The organism is Pedobacter sp. AK017, assembly GCF_014200825.1.
Lineage (GTDB): Bacteria > Bacteroidota > Bacteroidia > Sphingobacteriales > Sphingobacteriaceae > Pedobacter > Pedobacter heparinus.
Genome location: NZ_JACHCW010000008.1, coordinates 300,552 through 316,883 on the forward strand (window position 1 = coordinate 300,552; position 16,332 = coordinate 316,883).

At 42.5% G+C, this 16,332-nt stretch carries 10 protein-coding genes and 1 rRNA gene; 9 read left to right on the forward strand and 2 right to left on the reverse strand.

Features of this window, described 5'->3' with window-relative positions; all coding sequences use genetic code 11:
• Window positions 1–42: 42 nt before the first annotated feature.
• The 9 genes from HDC92_RS13725 (at window position 43) to HDC92_RS13765 (ending at window position 14,812) form a co-directional block, all read left to right on the forward strand.
• Complete coding sequence (locus HDC92_RS13725) at window positions 43–3,060, forward strand: tetratricopeptide repeat protein (RefSeq protein ID WP_012781334.1); 3,018 nt, start codon at window positions 43–45, stop codon at window positions 3,058–3,060.
• Window positions 3,061–3,071: 11 nt separating this feature from the next.
• Window positions 3,072–4,775, forward strand: a complete 1,704-nt coding sequence (locus HDC92_RS13730) for a TonB-dependent receptor (RefSeq protein WP_012781333.1) — start codon at window positions 3,072–3,074, stop codon at window positions 4,773–4,775.
• A gap of 54 nt (window positions 4,776–4,829) precedes the next feature.
• Window positions 4,830–6,152 carry an SPOR domain-containing protein gene (locus tag HDC92_RS13735; RefSeq protein WP_183875285.1) on the forward strand — a complete coding sequence of 441 codons (1,323 nt, stop codon included), beginning with the start codon at window positions 4,830–4,832 and terminating at the stop codon, window positions 6,150–6,152.
• A 2-nt stretch (window positions 6,153–6,154) separates the two neighbouring features.
• Entirely contained in the window at window positions 6,155–6,865 is a 711-nt protein-coding gene (locus HDC92_RS13740) for a MotA/TolQ/ExbB proton channel family protein (protein ID WP_183875287.1), read from the forward strand.
• Window positions 6,865–7,266, forward strand: coding sequence for an ExbD/TolR family protein (locus HDC92_RS13745; protein WP_012781330.1), 402 nt, complete (start codon window positions 6,865–6,867; stop codon window positions 7,264–7,266). The genes HDC92_RS13740 and HDC92_RS13745 overlap by 1 nt, the downstream gene beginning before the upstream one ends.
• Window positions 7,263–8,084: a hypothetical protein gene (locus tag HDC92_RS13750; protein ID WP_012781329.1), complete on the forward strand. Its 822-nt coding sequence runs from the start codon at window positions 7,263–7,265 to the stop codon at window positions 8,082–8,084. Before HDC92_RS13745 ends, HDC92_RS13750 begins: the two co-directional genes overlap by 4 nt.
• 41 nt (window positions 8,085–8,125) lie before the next feature.
• Window positions 8,126–9,412: a bifunctional folylpolyglutamate synthase/dihydrofolate synthase gene (locus tag HDC92_RS13755; protein WP_183875289.1), complete on the forward strand. Its 1,287-nt coding sequence runs from the start codon at window positions 8,126–8,128 to the stop codon at window positions 9,410–9,412.
• Between the two features lie 186 nt (window positions 9,413–9,598).
• Complete coding sequence (pafA, locus tag HDC92_RS13760) at window positions 9,599–11,266, forward strand: alkaline phosphatase PafA (protein ID WP_183875291.1); 1,668 nt, start codon at window positions 9,599–9,601, stop codon at window positions 11,264–11,266.
• Between the two features lie 150 nt (window positions 11,267–11,416).
• A complete protein-coding gene (locus tag HDC92_RS13765; RefSeq protein ID WP_183875293.1) occupies window positions 11,417–14,812 on the forward strand; it encodes a methylmalonyl-CoA mutase family protein in 3,396 nt (1,131 codons plus the stop codon).
• Between the two features lie 3 nt (window positions 14,813–14,815).
• On the opposite strand, the gene HDC92_RS13770 is transcribed toward HDC92_RS13765, so the two are convergent.
• Together HDC92_RS13770 and rrf are read right to left on the reverse strand one after the other, a co-directional pair.
• A complete protein-coding gene (locus HDC92_RS13770) occupies window positions 14,816–15,796 on the reverse strand; it encodes an acyl-ACP desaturase (RefSeq protein ID WP_012781325.1) in 981 nt (326 codons plus the stop codon).
• A 276-nt stretch (window positions 15,797–16,072) separates the two neighbouring features.
• Window positions 16,073–16,184, reverse strand: a 5S ribosomal RNA gene (gene rrf, locus HDC92_RS13775).
• Between the last annotated feature and the right edge of the window lie 148 nt (window positions 16,185–16,332).

The window sequence follows — 16,332 nt, forward strand, 5'->3', positions numbered from 1 at the left end:
CAATACTATATTTATATTAGTACCAACCATATTTGAAATCAGATGTCAAAAAAATACCTTTTTATTCCGCTACTGCTAGCAGGTGGCTTTACAGCCGGTTACGCCCAGACAAGCGTACTGGTTAACCTGAACAAGAATTACCAAACTGGTCTGGAACTACTGGATAATGAAAAATATGTAGCCGCTGCGCAACAGTTCAGACTGGTTGAGCAGCTCAGGCAAAAACCGGGCACACAACAGGAAAGCAATGCCGAACTGTCTATGCTTAAAGAAAATGCCAAATTCTATGCTGCCGTTTGTGCCCTTGAGCTCGGTAACAGTGATGCGGAAAGCCTGTTTCAGAACTTCATTAAAGATTATCCGCTTAACCCCAATACCAAACTGGCTTACTTCCATGTAGGCAAATCCTATTTTGCCCAAAAAAATTACCAGAAAGCACTGGAATGGTTTGAAAAAACCGATCCTTCTACCCTTTCCGGCAAACAGCGGCTGGAATATCAGTTTAAACAGGGCTATGCCTACTTCCAGCTCAGCAACATGGAAAAAGCTGAACCTTTATTTGAAGCCGTAAAAAAAGAAAAATCGCCTTTTCAGGAAAGTGCAACCTATTACTTTGCCTACATCAATTACCTGAACAAAGAATATAAAACGGCACTAAGCAATTTTGAAAAGCTTAAAGGATCGCCAACTTATGAAGCCAGCTATCCCTATTACATCACCTCCATGTATTACCTGGATGAAAGGTATGACGATGTGATCAGCTATGCCATACCCATCTTAAAAACCTCTAAACAACAATACGAAGCAGAAATGCTGAGCCTGATTGCGGCATCCTATTTTGCCAAATCTGATTATGTAAATGCAGAAAAATACTTCAGAGAGTTTTATGCTAAAGATAAATCAAACAATAAGAATAACCTGTTTATTTACCAATATGGCTATTCTTTATTTGAATTGAAAAAGTACAGCGAATCTGTGACTGTACTTGAAAAACTGGACAACGATGATGTGTACCTTCAAAGCGGCATGTACACCCTGGGCCGCTCTTTTCTGCAGTTAAAAAACAAGGAGAAAGCAAGAAGTGCTTTCTTCAGGGCATCCAGGCTTGATTTTGACAAGGTAATACAAGAAGAAGCCTGGATCAATTATGCCAGACTGAGCTATGAACTCGAGTTTAACCAGCAGGCGCTGGAAGCCACTCAAAATTTCCTGAAACAGTTTCCTTCTTCACGTAAAATCAATGAAGCGAAAACCCTGTTGGGCGAGATTTTGCTGACCAGCAAAAACTACCAGGCAGCAATAGATATTCTGGAACCCATTCAGAGCAAATCGCCCGAAGCCAGGGAAGCTTACCAGAAAGTAACCTATTTCAGGGGGCTGGAGTTTTACAATGAACGCGCATTTCCAAATGCCCTGTCTATGTTCCTCCGCTCTGAAAAGTTTCCTGAAGATAATGAAATTTTAGCGCTGAGTACTTACTGGAAAGCCGAAGCCTGCTATGAACTGAGAAAATTTGGTGAAGCAGTAAGGCATTTTGAAACCTTTTTGGATATGCCGGGTGCCAGCAAAACGGGTGTTTACAATTTTGCCAATTATGCCCTGGCCTATTCAGCATTTGAAGATGAAAAATATGGAAAGGCGGCACTTTATTTTGAACGCTTTTTAAAAGGTAATGATAAAGACCAGAAAACAGTAAATGATGCCACCATCAGGCTTGCCGATTCGTATTTTGTAAACAAAAGTTATGGTAATGCCCTGGTAAACTACAACAGGATCATCGACAGCAAAGCCAGCGGAGAAGATTATGCATTGTTTCAACGTGGGATGATCCAGGGACTGGATAACCAGAATGACGCCAAGATCAATACCATGCAAAATTTGCTGAAACAGTTTCCCAACTCCAATTATGCGGATGATGCAGGTTTCGAGATGGCCTATACCTATTTCAATAAGGGGGAACTCGACAAATCAAAATCCGATCTGATCAGTCTGGTAAGCCAATACCCCAACAGCAGTTATGTGCCACGTGCATTGGTAACTATAGGTCTGGTACAATACAACCAGGACCAGGATGATGCTGCACTGGAATCGTTCAAAAAGGTGATCCGTGATTACCCGAGTACTGAAGAAGCCAAACAGGCCCTGGAATCTATCAAAAATATCTATGTAGACAAAGGCGATTCCCAGGGTTTCATCAATTATGCCGGCACAACCCCACTTGGCAACTATTCAAACGCAGAGCAGGATAATATCCTGTTCCAGGGTGCCAACAATCTTTATTTGAAAGGAGATGCAAAGGGTGCTTTTGAAGCAATTAACGCTTACTTTGACAAATTCCCTAAGGCAATCCACGATAAAGAAGCCAAGTTCATCAGAGCAGAATCACTGGTAAAATTAGGCCGCCCGAATGAAGCTGTACCTGATTATGAATATATCCTGAACGACTGGACCAGTGATTATACCGAACGCTCGCTGGTCAGCATTTCCAAATTGTTCCTTGATCAGAAAAAATACAATGAGGCTATCGTATATCTGAAACGCCTGGAAACTACGGCCGATTACAAAGTGCACTATACATATGCACTGAACAATCTTCTAAAAGCTTACAGTGAGCTGAACATGCCTGATGATGTGTTGAAATATGTCCAGCTGGTCAAAGAATCTGACAAAGCTTCTGAAGAAGAAAAAAACAGCGTAGATCTATATGCGGGTAAAGCTTATTTATTAAAAGGTGATACTGAACAAGCTATAAAAGCCTTTAACAGTGTGATTAGCAAAACCAAAACCCTGGCTGCTGCAGAATCCAAGTACAATCTGGCTGCCATACAGTATGATAAAAAAGACTATAAAACCTCTACAAAAACCTGTTTTGACCTCATCAACAACATGCCTTCTTATGATTACTGGGTAGCAAAGGCATTTATCCTGCTATCCGATAACTATGTGGCCCTGAAAGATAATTTACAGGCAAAAAGCACGCTCCTGAGCATCATCGACAATTATGAAGGCAAGGATGACATTGTACCTACTGCCAAGGCCAAATTAGAAAAAATTAAATAAGACAAAGCGACATGAAATTGACCAAGTTAATATATACAACCCTGTTTTTTATTATTGCCGGAGCATTAAGTACAAAGGCCCAGGATCAGAAAACGACAGAAAAGAAACCGGAAGAAAAAGCTGTGACCGAAGAAATTGAAGTGGTAAGGCCCTATAAACCCGTTTTGGCAGAAGCCGTAAAACTTAGAAGAAGCCCGGATCTAAATGACATTAAAACCTATAAGGCCAAATTCAATTATAGCCTGACCGACAGGAAACTGGAACTCAATTCAGATATCAATAAGTTGCAGGCACAACAGCTGGCTGCTGAAAAAGAGGCTGAACTAATCAACAATTACGTTAAAGGGGCCTTTGGTTCTTCTGGAACAATACTGGCTGAGGCCTATGTCAACACTGGCCGTGATGAAGCTTTACAGGCCGGTGCATTTTTTAAGCATTTTGGACAGTCGGGAAGCCTGAACAAACAAATTGCCAACCAACAACAGCTGAGTGTATTTGGCCGGAGCATTGGTGAACAGGCTACCCTTAGCGGACGCTTAAATTATCAAAGAAACGGCTTATATTTTTATGGAACAGATAAGAACAACCCTGCCCTAAACCCGAACCCGGAGCAACAGGCCTTTAATTTTATAGAAGCAGAAGGCGAAGTTGTAAATAAATTTACGGAAGACCCTGATGCCTTAAGCTATGCTGCAAAACTGAATGGTTACCTCTGGAACGATAAATACGATGCCAAAGAAAGTGCCATCGTATTGAACGGTTACCTGAACAAAAGGATCAGCAGCTTTAACCTGGGGCTTGCTGCTGCTGTTGAATTTGGCAAAACCAAGGACGCACTGACCGATGTTGGCAATAATTTGTTAAGGTTAAATCCTTACATCAGGCTGCAGACCAATGGGGTTAAAATTAATGCAGGAATCAATTTTGTACAGGAATTCGGAACGGTTTCTTCCAGTAGGATATTCCCTGCAGTTACGGCAGATTTTACCCTGATCCCAGATTATCTGCAGATTTTTGGAGAAGTAAAAGGTGATGTGAACCGCAATTCCCTAAAACAGTTTACAGATGAAAACCCTTTCCTGAACAGCAACATTTCCATCAAAAATTCAATCGAAAAACTAAGCATCAGCGGAGGAATCAAAGGTACAGGCGGTCCTGGTTTTGGGTATAAAGCAAGGTTCTATCACAAACGGATTGAAGACATGCCTCTATTTGTAAACAACTTTACAAGCTTTAACAAATTTGATGTCATCTACGATTTCGGAACAATGAAGTTAACAGGCCTGGAAGGTGAATTGTCGGTACAGGTAAGTGATGCCTTAAAATGGACTGGAAAATTAAACTTTGAAGATTATAAACCTGCCGCTGAAACACAAAGCTGGTTTAAACCGCAAATGCGTTTAAGCTCTGATCTGATGTATGCCATCACCAAACAACTTGCCTTAAATGCTGCCCTCGCTATCCAGGGCGACAGCAAGGCAAAGGTTTACACAGCTGCCCCCGCAAATCCCTATCTGATACCCGATCTGGCAAATGAGACCGTAGTAACCGTTAAAGGCTTTGTAGACCTTGGTGTGGGGGCAACTTATAAGATCAACAATAAGTTTTCTGCATTCGCAAGGGCCAACAATTTGCTGAATACAAAGTACAGTAAGTACTTACATTATGAGGTTATTGGCATGAATATATTTGGAGGCCTGAGCTACTCGTTCTAAATGCTTTTTAATTATTAATTGGTTGATACGGAATTAAAATTTATTTTTACCAGAATGGATATCTTATCATACCTGACAACACTTATAAAAACCCATAAAGAAGTGGGAATCCCCGGATTGGGAACCATTTATAAAAGGAAATCTCCTGGGAGGTATGATACAGAAACGCATTCGTTTTTACCACCAAGCTATACGCTCGCCTTTACCTCAGATTTAAAGGAAGAGGAGCTGCTAAGGGGTATGATCAGTAAAAAAAAGAACATTTCGGCCGATGCAGCTACCTATTTCGTAGAACAGTTCTCTCAAAACATACTGGATGAGCTGTCTAACCAGCAGGAATCAGATTTTGGCGACCTGGGCACTTTTTCTACCGTATCCGGCAGCCTCAGCTTCGTCCCGAAACAAGGCCAGAACTTTGGTTTTGATTTTTATGGTTTACCTGTTTTAAAGGAGACACAGGTTTTAGGAGAAGAAGAGCCAGCAGTAAGCCTGCCTGCCGAAGAACTACCGGTAAAAGAAGAGGCAATCCCGCTGGAAGAAGAAGAATTTCCCGTTAAGGCGGAACAGCTGGAACTGGAGAACAACAATGCCGATTTAAGTGATGGTACAGAAATTATTGAAGACGACGCGCTGATTGATCCTCTTGAAGGCCCTGCTGAACCACTTATTGAGGAAACAAACAATGATGAACAGCCGGTATACGAAGAAATAGCTGAAGTACCTAATATTCCTGAGCCATACAAGCAAGCATATGAACCCCAGATAGAAACTCCGGAAGGTATAAATGAAGCATACCAAAACCAAGAAAGAGAGCAGACCATAGTTTTTGAGCCACTGGAACCTGTAAATACCAATTATATTACAGAACAGTTGGAAGAGAAAAAAGCAATGCCACTTTACCTGAAGGTTATCATAGCTTTGCTGGCAGTGGCCGCAATTGCTGCAATTGCCTATCTTGCTAAACCCGAAATTTTTACCGGTACTGTAGTAAAAAACAATCCAGTACAGGATACTGCAGCGCTTAAGGTACAAGACGACCGACTAAAATCCGATTCTATTGCCCGGGCCGATAGCATCAGGATCAGCAATGAAAAAGCCATCATGGCCATTGATTCCGTTAAAGACACCATCATCTCTTACGACATCATAGCCGCATCATTGTTAAACCAAAAAGAAGCAGACCGTTTTCTGGCCGATATGAAAAAAAGAGGCATTCCTGCAAAAGTTGCAAAAATGCGCGGCAAAAGGGTTAAGATCAGCATTGCCTCCTTCCTGGATGAAGACAGTGCAAAAAAAGAACTTGAGATCCTGAAAAAAACAACAAAGATTCCAGGAATTTACATTACCCCAATTAGACACACAAACAATCCTAAATAATTATGATCGCATTAATCCAAGGTGCCACTGATACCGTTAAACAACTTACTGATACTGCAAATGCATTAAACCAGGCAGTTACACCTGCCCCCCCTGAACTGCATTTTATCGACCTTCTGTTAAAAGGAGGCTGGGTAATGCTGCCCCTTGCTTTTTTAGCATTCCTGGGCCTGGTAATTTTTGTTGAAAGATACCTGACCATCAGAAAAGCATCAAAAACAGAATCCAATCTGATGCTCCAGATCAGGCAGTACATACACGAAGGCCGACTGGAAAATGCTATAACATTGTGCAGAAGCAACAATTCACCCTTGGCCAGAATGCTGGAAAAAGGCTTAAAGCGTATTGGCAGACCCATTAAAGACATCGAGGCTGCTATTGAAAATAACGGCAAGCTGGAAGTTTCCAAACTGGAAAAAAACATTGGCATACTGGGTATCATTGCCGGTATTGCCCCTATGCTTGGTTTCGTAGGAACAATTATTGGTGTAATTACCATTTTCCATGATGTTTCTATTAAAGGTGCTATCGAAATCGGCACCATATCAGGAGGTCTTTATACCAAAATGATCACTTCTGCAACCGGATTGATCATCGGTATCATCGCCTATGTATTGTACCACATCTTAAACATGATGGTTGAACGCATCATATTACGGATGGAAACCGATGCCATTGAGTTTATTGATCTATTAGAAGAGCCAGGGAAATAATGAATCTACGCAAAAGAAATAAAGGGACTGTAGAGGTACATACCTCTGCACTGAACGACATCATGTTTTTCCTGCTGTTGTTTTTCCTGCTGGCTTCTGCAGTAGTTAACCCGCAGGTAGTAAAACTGTTGTTGCCACGTTCGGAATCCGGACAACAATCTTCAGCACAAAAAACCGTTACTGTATCTATAGACGAAAAACTGAATTATTTTGTAGACAAGCAAAAGGTGAGCCTGGAGCAGCTGCAAACTACTATAGAAGGCTTCCAGAAAGCATCACCGGATCTGACAATAGTCCTGTATGTGGCCAGGGGAGTTTCCATAGAAAATACCATGCTGGTCTTTGATGTAGCCAATAAATTAAAACTGAAAGTTGTACTTGCTGTAGAACCTAAGAAATGATGACCTACCCTAACGAAGAAAATAATTATCCTAAAGCACTGGCCATATCTACCGGGATAATGGCTGTTTTACTTGCTTTAAGTTTTTTTATTGCCATAGGGACTTTCCAGCCTGAAGTTGAAGCGGGCATGGGCGGTATAGTGGTCAATTACGGAACTTCTGTAGAAGGTATGGGCACAGATTATACGAGTATAGAGGAACCCTCTGCCGATCCCAATGCCAACAATCAGCCACCGGACAAAGTAGTACCTGCCGAGCCCACTCCTCAAAAATCTACAGCTCAGACCAGCGATAAGGATATTGTAACCCAAAATACCGAGGATGCCGTAAGTGTAAAAACAAAAACCACCAAAAGCACTTCAACGCCTGTTGCCACTACAACTGAGACCAAGCCCGAAAAGCCGGCCATCAATCAGAATGCTTTATACAAGGGCAAAACCAATAAAGGAACCGGTGGCGGGGATGGCACTGGCAGTACCCCTGGTAATCAGGGCAGTGTAAATGGCGATCCCCTGTCTAACAATTATGGCGAAGGTGGCTCCGGCTTTGGTGAAACCCCCATTGCATTGCGGAAATTTACCAATCTGGTAACCCCCCAGGATGACGGACAAAAAACCGGAAAAATTGCGGTAAGGATAAAGATCAATAAAAGCGGGGTGGTTATAGATGCCACACCAGGTGTTAAGGGCACTACATTAAATGACAGGGAACTCTGGCAAAAATGTAAGGATGCCGTAATGGGCGCCCGTTTAACTCAGTCCGACTCTGCTCCCGACGTTCAGATTGGTGTAGTTGTTTTCAACTTTAAAGTAAAATAATCATACAGCTTTGGTAATTTTGCTTCATCAGGTATTTACAGATGAACTATAAGCAAACCATAGACTATTTATACAGCAGGCTCCCCATGTTTACGCGTGTGGGAGCTCTTGCTTTCAAAAAAGACCTGCACAACACCATTTTGATGTGCGCACAACTCGGTAATCCGCAAAACAAGTTTAAAACCATACACGTTGGGGGCACAAACGGAAAGGGATCCACATCGCATACACTGGCTGCTATTTTTCAGCAGGCCGGCTATAAAACAGGTTTATACACCTCGCCTCACCTGAAGGATTTCAGGGAAAGGATCAGGATCAATGGTACAATGGTACCGGAAACCTTTGTAACCGATTTTGTGAACCGGCAAAAAGAAACTATTGAAGCCATCAGCCCCTCTTTTTTTGAAGTAACCGTAGCTATGGCCTTTGCTTACTTTGCCGAAGAAAAAGTAGACATAGCCATCATTGAAGTTGGCCTGGGTGGCAGGCTCGACTCTACCAATATCATTACACCAGAATTGTCTGTAATTACCAATATCAGCTTAGACCATACCAATATGCTGGGCAATACCCTGACAGAAATTGCTACAGAAAAAGCCGGAATAATCAAACCCGGTATACCAGTGGTCATCGGCGAAAAACAAACTGAAAGTGAAGCGGTATTCCTTACAAAAGCAAGCACAACCAATAGTAAAATTGTTTTTGCCGATCAGGAATTGAGTACCACAAACACCTTCCGTGAAAAAGAATACCTGGTTACTTCCATTCTGAAAAATGAAACACTTATTTATAAGGACCTGCGATTAGACCTCAACGGTATTTATCAGTTAAAAAATATCCTTACCGTATTGCAGGCTGTCGACATTCTAAAAAATAAAGGTTATACCTTAAATGACAAGCCCCTTTACACTGCGTTAAAAAATGTAAAAACCTTAACAGGACTGCAGGGCAGATGGCAAAAACTCAGTGAACACCCGCTCGTTATATGTGATACCGGACACAATATGGCCGGTATCAAAGAAGTGGTACAAAACCTGAAAGAAACCCCTTTCGAAAAACTGCACATCGTTATTGGCATGGTAAAAGATAAAGACATCAGCGGCGTGCTTACCCTGCTTCCTACCGAAGCCATTTATTATTTCTGCCAGCCACAACTGGAAAGGGCACTCCCCGCCCAGGAGCTTGCCCTGCAGGCGAAAGTGCAGCAGCTACATGGAAATGTTTTTGATACCGTTACAGCTGCACTCAATGCAGCAAAAGAAAATGCAGGTAAAGACGACCTGATCTTTATTGGGGGCAGTAACTTTGTTGTAGCCGAAGTGCTATAAAATCTTTACACAATAATAAAGAATACTTATCATCAACTTTCTATATTTAGCAACAATTAAACCTTTGCTGATTCTTTTGTAAGCTTACAAAATTCCATAATTTTACTTACAAAAAGTTTCAGAACATTAATCAATATTTAATGGGTACCAAAACCCATTAAAAAACGAAACACACAAAAAACAAAAATGAAAAGAATTTACTTGCTGTTTGCTGCGCTTATCCTGGTTACCCAGGTATCAACTGCTCAAAAAAAGGCCATTAAAAACGAATCAAAAAAAGAAAATCCGGGAACTTTAAACAGACCAAAACTGGTTGTTGGACTGGTGATAGACCAGATGAGATGGGACTACCTGTACCGGTATTACAGCAGGTATACCAATGGAGGATTTAAAAGACTGATTAATGAGGGTTTCTCGGCCGAAAACACCTTTATCCCTTATACACCAACCTATACCGCATGTGGTCATGCCAGCATCTATACCGGCTCTGTACCTTCAATTAATGGTATTATTGGAAACGACTGGTACGACCCTCAGTTGCAAAGAAGTGTGTATTGCGCCGAAGATACTACTGTTAAAACGGTAGGTAGCAATACCGCTGCAGGCTTAATGTCGCCTAAAAATATGCTGGTTACCACCATTACCGACGAGCTTCGCCTGGCCACCAATTTCAAGAGCAAGGTAATAGGCATTTCGCTTAAAGACAGGGGCTCAATTTTACCGGCCGGACATTCTGCCAATGCCGCTTACTGGTTTGACGGACAAACGGGCGACTGGATCAGCAGTACGTATTACATGAACCAGCTGCCGGCATGGATGCAGGATTACAACAAAAAGAAAGAAGCCGATAAGTTTTTTGCACAAAACTGGAATACACTTTATCCGATTGACAGCTATACCCAAAGTACAAGCGATAATAAGGTTTATGAAAGAAAAAACAGAGGAGAAGAAAACCCTGTCTTTCCTCATCCACTGAAACTATATATGGGTAAGAATTATGAGATGATCAAAAGTACACCTTATGGAAATACCATTACACTTGATCTGGCCAAACAGGCTATTGCAGCCGAAAACCTGGGCCAGAACAATACCACTGATTTCCTTGCAGTAAGCTGTTCTGCTACCGATTATGTAGGTCACCAGTATGGCCCCAACTCTATTGAAGCTGAAGACACCTATCTTCGCTTAGACAAGGACCTTGAAGCATTCTTTAATTATTTAGACAATAAACTGGGCAAAGGAAATTACCTGTTCTTCTTATCTGCCGATCATGGTGCAGCACATGTTGCAGGTTTCATGACGGAAAACAAACTGCCTGGAGGAACATTCTCTGATGCCAACATCATAAAAACCTTAAATGCCCAGTTTGAAGAAAAATTCAAAGTAAAAAAAGCCATCATCACTGGCATGAACAGCCAGATCGTATTTAACCACGATGCCATCAAAAAAGCAAATGCCGATTATGAACAGATGAAAACCATGACCATTGATTACCTCAAAAAACAACCAGGCGTGATGAACGCGGTTGACCTGAGTAAACTTAGCAGCACTACCCTGCCCGAACGTTTAAAAATGGCCGTAACCAATGGTTACAATGCACGTCGCAGTGGCGATATCTATTATTTCCTGCAATCCGGCTACTTTAGCGGAGGCAGCACCGGAACAACACATGGTTCATGGAACCCTTACGATTCCCATATCCCATGTGTATTTATGGGCTGGAAGGTAAAAGCCGGGAAAACCAATAAAACGCATTACATGACAGATATTTCGGCAACACTGGCTGCTATGCTACAGATACAAATGCCAAGCGGATGTGTTGGTGAGCCCATTACAGAGCTTACACATCAGTAACAGAGCTGATTTAAACCTATATAAAAGGCTGTTCCGGAACAAAAACCGGAACAGCCTTTTGTTTTTAGTACCCCTACCATTTGATGCGTACATCCTTACCAGCCAGCACTCAGTTTTTGTTACCTTTGTATACCGATTATAAAACCTGATATGGAGCAAATTGAAATCTATAAACCCAAACATAAAATCCGTTTTGTTACCGCTGCTGCACTTTTCGATGGTCATGATGCCACCATCAACATCATGCGCCGCATCCTGCAGTCCTCGGGTGCCGAAGTCATCCACTTGGGCCACAACCGTTCTGTAGAAGAGGTAGTAAACTGTGCAATTCAGGAAGATGTGCAGGGAATAGCCATGACTTCCTATCAGGGTGGGCATATTGAATATTTTAAGTATATGTACGACCTGCTGCAGGAACGCGGGGCCACACATATCAAAATATTTGGTGGCGGAGGCGGGGTCATCCTTCCATCAGAAATTGCAGAACTGCAGGCTTACGGAATCACCAGGATCTATTCTCCGGATGACGGCCGCAAAATGGGCCTGCAGGGCATGATCAATAACATGCTGGAACAAACAGACTATATTACAACCAAATCACTGAACGGGGAACTCAAATCCATCCCAGAGAAAGAAATAAAAAGTATTGCTGCTGCAATTACGGTAGCAGAAAACGATCCCGAAGCAGCACAACAATTTGTAAATGAACTCAAAAAACTAACCCTGGCCAACCAGGCACCCGTTTTGGGCATAACAGGCACCGGTGGTTCAGGTAAATCATCCCTTGTCGATGAACTGGTGAGGCGATTCCTCATCGAAGTAAAAGATAAAACCCTGGCCATCATATCAGTTGATCCTTCCAAACGCAAGACAGGCGGCGCCTTGCTGGGCGACAGGATCCGCATGAATGCCATCAATAGCCCCAGGGTATATATGCGTTCCCTGGCCACCAGGCAGGCCAATCTGGCCCTGTCCAAAAATGTACAGGAGAGTATAGACATTTGTAAGGCTGCCGGATATGACCTCATTATTGTCGAAACGTCGGGCATCGGCCAGTCAGACACCGAAATTACCGAGCATTGCGATGTATCCCTCTATGTGATGACTCCTGAATTTGGAGCTGCCACCCAGCTGGAAAAGATCGATATGCTTGATTTTGCCGACCTCGTTGCCATCAATAAATTTGATAAAAGAGGTGCCCCAGATGCATTAAGAGATGTTCGTAAGCAGTACAAACGCAATCATAACCTCTTTGATGCCCCCGATGAAAGCATCCCGGTATTTGGTACCATGGCCTCACAATTCAACGATCCGGGCATGAACAACCTTTTCAGTGCGCTGATCAGTAAAATCCAGGAAAAAACAGGGCTTAAATTCGATGCCCGCATGGAGCTTACAACCGAACAATCAGAAAAGATCTACATCATTCCGCCAGACAGGATCAGGTACCTTGCCGAAATTGCTGAGGCCAGCCAGAGTTATAATGAATGGGTAGACAAACAAAGCGGTATTGCACGTAAACTATACCAGCTACAAGGCGTAATTCAACTCGCAGAAGAAGAAAGTACAATAACAGCAGCTCTACCAAACAGTAAAAACATTACAGGGGCGCTACAGGAAGTATACAAACATCTGGAAGAACAACTGGACGGGGAATGCCGTCGTTTACTGCGCCAATGGCCGGAAACCAGGTTAAAATACAAGCAAAAAGATTTTATCTATAAAGTAAGGGATAAGGAAATTAAGCAACCTTTATTTTATGAATCCTTGTCCAAACTCCAGATCCCCAAAGTCTCCCTGCCCAGGTATGAAGACTGGGGAGATATCCTACGCTGGTTGTTAACAGAAAATGTACCCGGAGAATTTCCTTACGCTGCAGGTGTGTTCCCTTTAAAAAGGGAGGGTGAAGACCCAACCAGGATGTTTGCCGGAGAAGGCGGGCCTGAAAGAACCAACAAAAGATTCCATTATGTATCCCTGGGCCAGCCCGCACACCGCCTGTCTACTGCTTTCGACTCCGTTACCTTATATGGAGAAGATCCGCACATCCGGCCCGATATCTATGGAAAAATAGGCAACTCCGGGGTCAGTATCGCCACCATAGACGATGCAAAAAAACTCTACTCAGGTTTTGATCTCTGTGCGGCTTCTACATCAGTATCTATGACCATCAATGGCCCGGCCCCTATGCTGCTCGGCTTTTTTATGAATGCGGCAATAGACCAGCAATGCGAGAAATACATTGTAGCGCATGGATTACAAAAAGAAGTTGAAGCCAAGATAAAAGCTATCTATAAAACCATTGGACAGGAAAGACCAGTTTACAGTGGTAACCTGCCCGAGGGAAATAACGGACTGGGCCTAATGCTGCTGGGTGTTACCGGCGACCAGGTATTGCCTGCTGAAGTGTATGCTAAAATAAGGAGCCATGCCATCAGCACCGTTCGCGGAACAGTTCAGGCCGATATCCTGAAAGAAGACCAGGCACAAAACACCTGTATCTTCTCTACAGAATTTGCCTTAAGGATGATGGGCGATATCCAAAGCTATTTCATCAGCGAAAAGGTCCGCAATTTTTATTCTGTATCCATATCGGGCTATCACATTGCCGAAGCAGGGGCCAATCCCATTTCGCAACTGGCATTTACCTTAAGCAATGGCTTTACTTTTGTTGAATATTACCTCAGCAGGGGAATGAACATTGATGATTTTGCGCCCAACCTCTCCTTTTTCTTCTCTAATGGTATCGATCCGGAATATTCTGTAATAGGGCGTGTAGCACGCCGCATCTGGGCCAAAGCCATTAAAAACAAATACAAAGGGAACGACAGGTCGCAGAAACTGAAATACCACATTCAAACCTCAGGCCGTTCCTTACACGCTCAGGAAATTGATTTCAATGATATCCGTACCACATTGCAGGCGCTTTATGCCATATACGACAATTGCAATTCCCTGCATACCAATGCTTATGATGAAGCCATTACCACACCAACAGAAGAATCTGTACGGCGGGCTATGGCCATTCAGCTCATCATCAACAGGGAGCTTGGCCTGGCTAAAAATGAGAACCCCTTACAGGGTGCCTTCATTATAGAAGACCTTACTGATCTGGTAGAAGAAGCCGTATTGCAGGAATTTAAACGCATTAATGACAGGGGCGGAGTATTGGGTGCCATGGAAACCATGTACCAGCGTAGCAGGATACAGGAAGAGAGCTTATATTATGAAACTTTAAAACATACAGGCGAATACCCTATAGTTGGGGTAAATACCTTCCTGAATAAAAATGGCTCCCCTACCATCATACCTGGCGAAGTGATTCGGGCTACGGAAGAAGAAAAACAATATCAGATCAACACACTTCAGGCCTTTCAGACCAGAAATGCGGATAAAGCCGAAACAGCTTTAAAGAACCTTCAAAAATCGGCTATAGCTGGCAACAATATTTTTGAGCAACTTATGGAAGTATGTAAAATATGCTCATTAGGGCAGATATCAAACGCGCTATACGAAGTTGGCGGGCAATACCGCAGAAACATGTGATGTTTAGGCGTGTATCCAGCTAAACTTATAATCCATGGTAGGATTTTTCATGCGTTCGGCAACACGCAGTAACCTGGCAGGTAAAGCCATGATGTAATCACGGGCTTTCTCTCCGGCTTCATTTAAATCTTTCATGCTTTCCAGCTTCCATTCTTCAATCAGCTGCTGCATAATCTCTACATAATCAATGGCCGTATAAACACCAAGACGTTGTGCCGCATCAGTAAAATGACCAAAGGTCTGCCCAATCTTTAAGCCCATCTCACGAAGGAAGTGTGCTGGCATAACAATTTTCTGGCGCATCATGTCCTCAAAAGCAATCATCGCTTCATTGGGGTCTACTTCAAAGATCTTACTCATAAAATCCTTATAAGCTTTAGCGTGACGGGCCTCATCAGAAGCAATCACACCACACATTTTAGACAACAGGGCGTCACCATCCTTTTTAGCCAGTGAAGCTACCCTTCTATGAGAAATATTTGTAGCCAGTTCCTGAAAACTGGTATAGATAAAATTCCTGTAGGGATCATGACCTGTACCGATATCAAAACCGTCAGCAATTAAATATTGTGTCGAAATTTCCATTTGGCGCATGTCTACCCTTCCCGATAGGTAAAGGTATTTGTTCAATAAATCACCGTGCCTGTTTTCTTCAGCAGTCCAGTGACGGGTCCATTTCATCCATCCGCCTTTTTCATCCCTTGAAATCCCATCCACCATACTTAACCACGACTCATAAGTAGGCAAAGCCTCTTCAGTAATGGTATCTCCAATCAGAACTGCAACAAGATCATAAGAAAGATCATTTGCATGCTCACGTAGTATTTTTATATCCTGATAAAATGTTTCGCTTGTAGAATCGGGTAAAAAATCAGATGGCTGCCAATTTGTATCAATCGGTTTCAAATAGGTATCCATCATTTCAAGCATATAGTTCTCTATATGCAGCATTACTTCCCTTCTTTTCTCTGCGAAAAAATTCATTCGTTTTATATTTTAAATTTTGTATCAAATATAACCAAAAAATGTTCAAAATAAGTGATAAGCGTCATTTATTCACAATAAAGTTCCATCCTATCTCATTAAACAGCAATAATTTCGGCATCGGAAACTCGGCCTGCGCATAGGTTATGGGCTAAGTTTGGTTGATCTTGCCCATGGGTATCCGGTTATAGAATTACAGTAATATTGGGCTAGCCTGTATGCTGTATTTGAAACAAGAAAAGCCGGTAGTCATTTGGACTACCGGCTTTCTTTAAGATTTGGCACCGACCTACTCTCCCACGTGTTACCGCAGTACCATCGGCTCTGGTGGGCTTAACTTCTCTGTTCGGAATGGGAAGAGGTGGACACCACCGATATAGGCACCTAAATATTTTTAATGTTATTCAGCTTTTATATCTTTTAGCTTTAATCCCTGATCTCAATTTCAGGAACCGCTTGATTCAGCAGGATAACAATGACATATTATTGAAAGAAGTTTTTAGGAAGAACAAACAACAGTGTTCTGCTTTTGAAAG

Excerpts from the sequence above, each read along its gene's own strand:
- HDC92_RS13725 (WP_012781334.1), top strand. The coding sequence starts at position 43 with ATGTCAAAAAAATACCTTTTTATTCCGCTACTGCTAGCAGGTGGCTTT.
- HDC92_RS13730 (WP_012781333.1), top strand. The coding sequence starts at position 3,072 with ATGAAATTGACCAAGTTAATATATACAACCCTGTTTTTTATTATTGCC.
- HDC92_RS13735 (WP_183875285.1), top strand. The coding sequence starts at position 4,830 with ATGGATATCTTATCATACCTGACAACACTTATAAAAACCCATAAAGAA.
- HDC92_RS13740 (WP_183875287.1), top strand. The coding sequence starts at position 6,155 with ATGATCGCATTAATCCAAGGTGCCACTGATACCGTTAAACAACTTACT.
- HDC92_RS13745 (WP_012781330.1), top strand. The coding sequence starts at position 6,865 with ATGAATCTACGCAAAAGAAATAAAGGGACTGTAGAGGTACATACCTCT.
- HDC92_RS13750 (WP_012781329.1), top strand. The coding sequence starts at position 7,263 with ATGATGACCTACCCTAACGAAGAAAATAATTATCCTAAAGCACTGGCC.
- HDC92_RS13755 (WP_183875289.1), top strand. The coding sequence starts at position 8,126 with ATGAACTATAAGCAAACCATAGACTATTTATACAGCAGGCTCCCCATG.
- pafA (WP_183875291.1), top strand. The coding sequence starts at position 9,599 with ATGAAAAGAATTTACTTGCTGTTTGCTGCGCTTATCCTGGTTACCCAG.
- HDC92_RS13765 (WP_183875293.1), top strand. The coding sequence starts at position 11,417 with ATGGAGCAAATTGAAATCTATAAACCCAAACATAAAATCCGTTTTGTT.
- HDC92_RS13770 (WP_012781325.1), bottom strand. The coding sequence starts at position 15,796 with ATGAATTTTTTCGCAGAGAAAAGAAGGGAAGTAATGCTGCATATAGAG.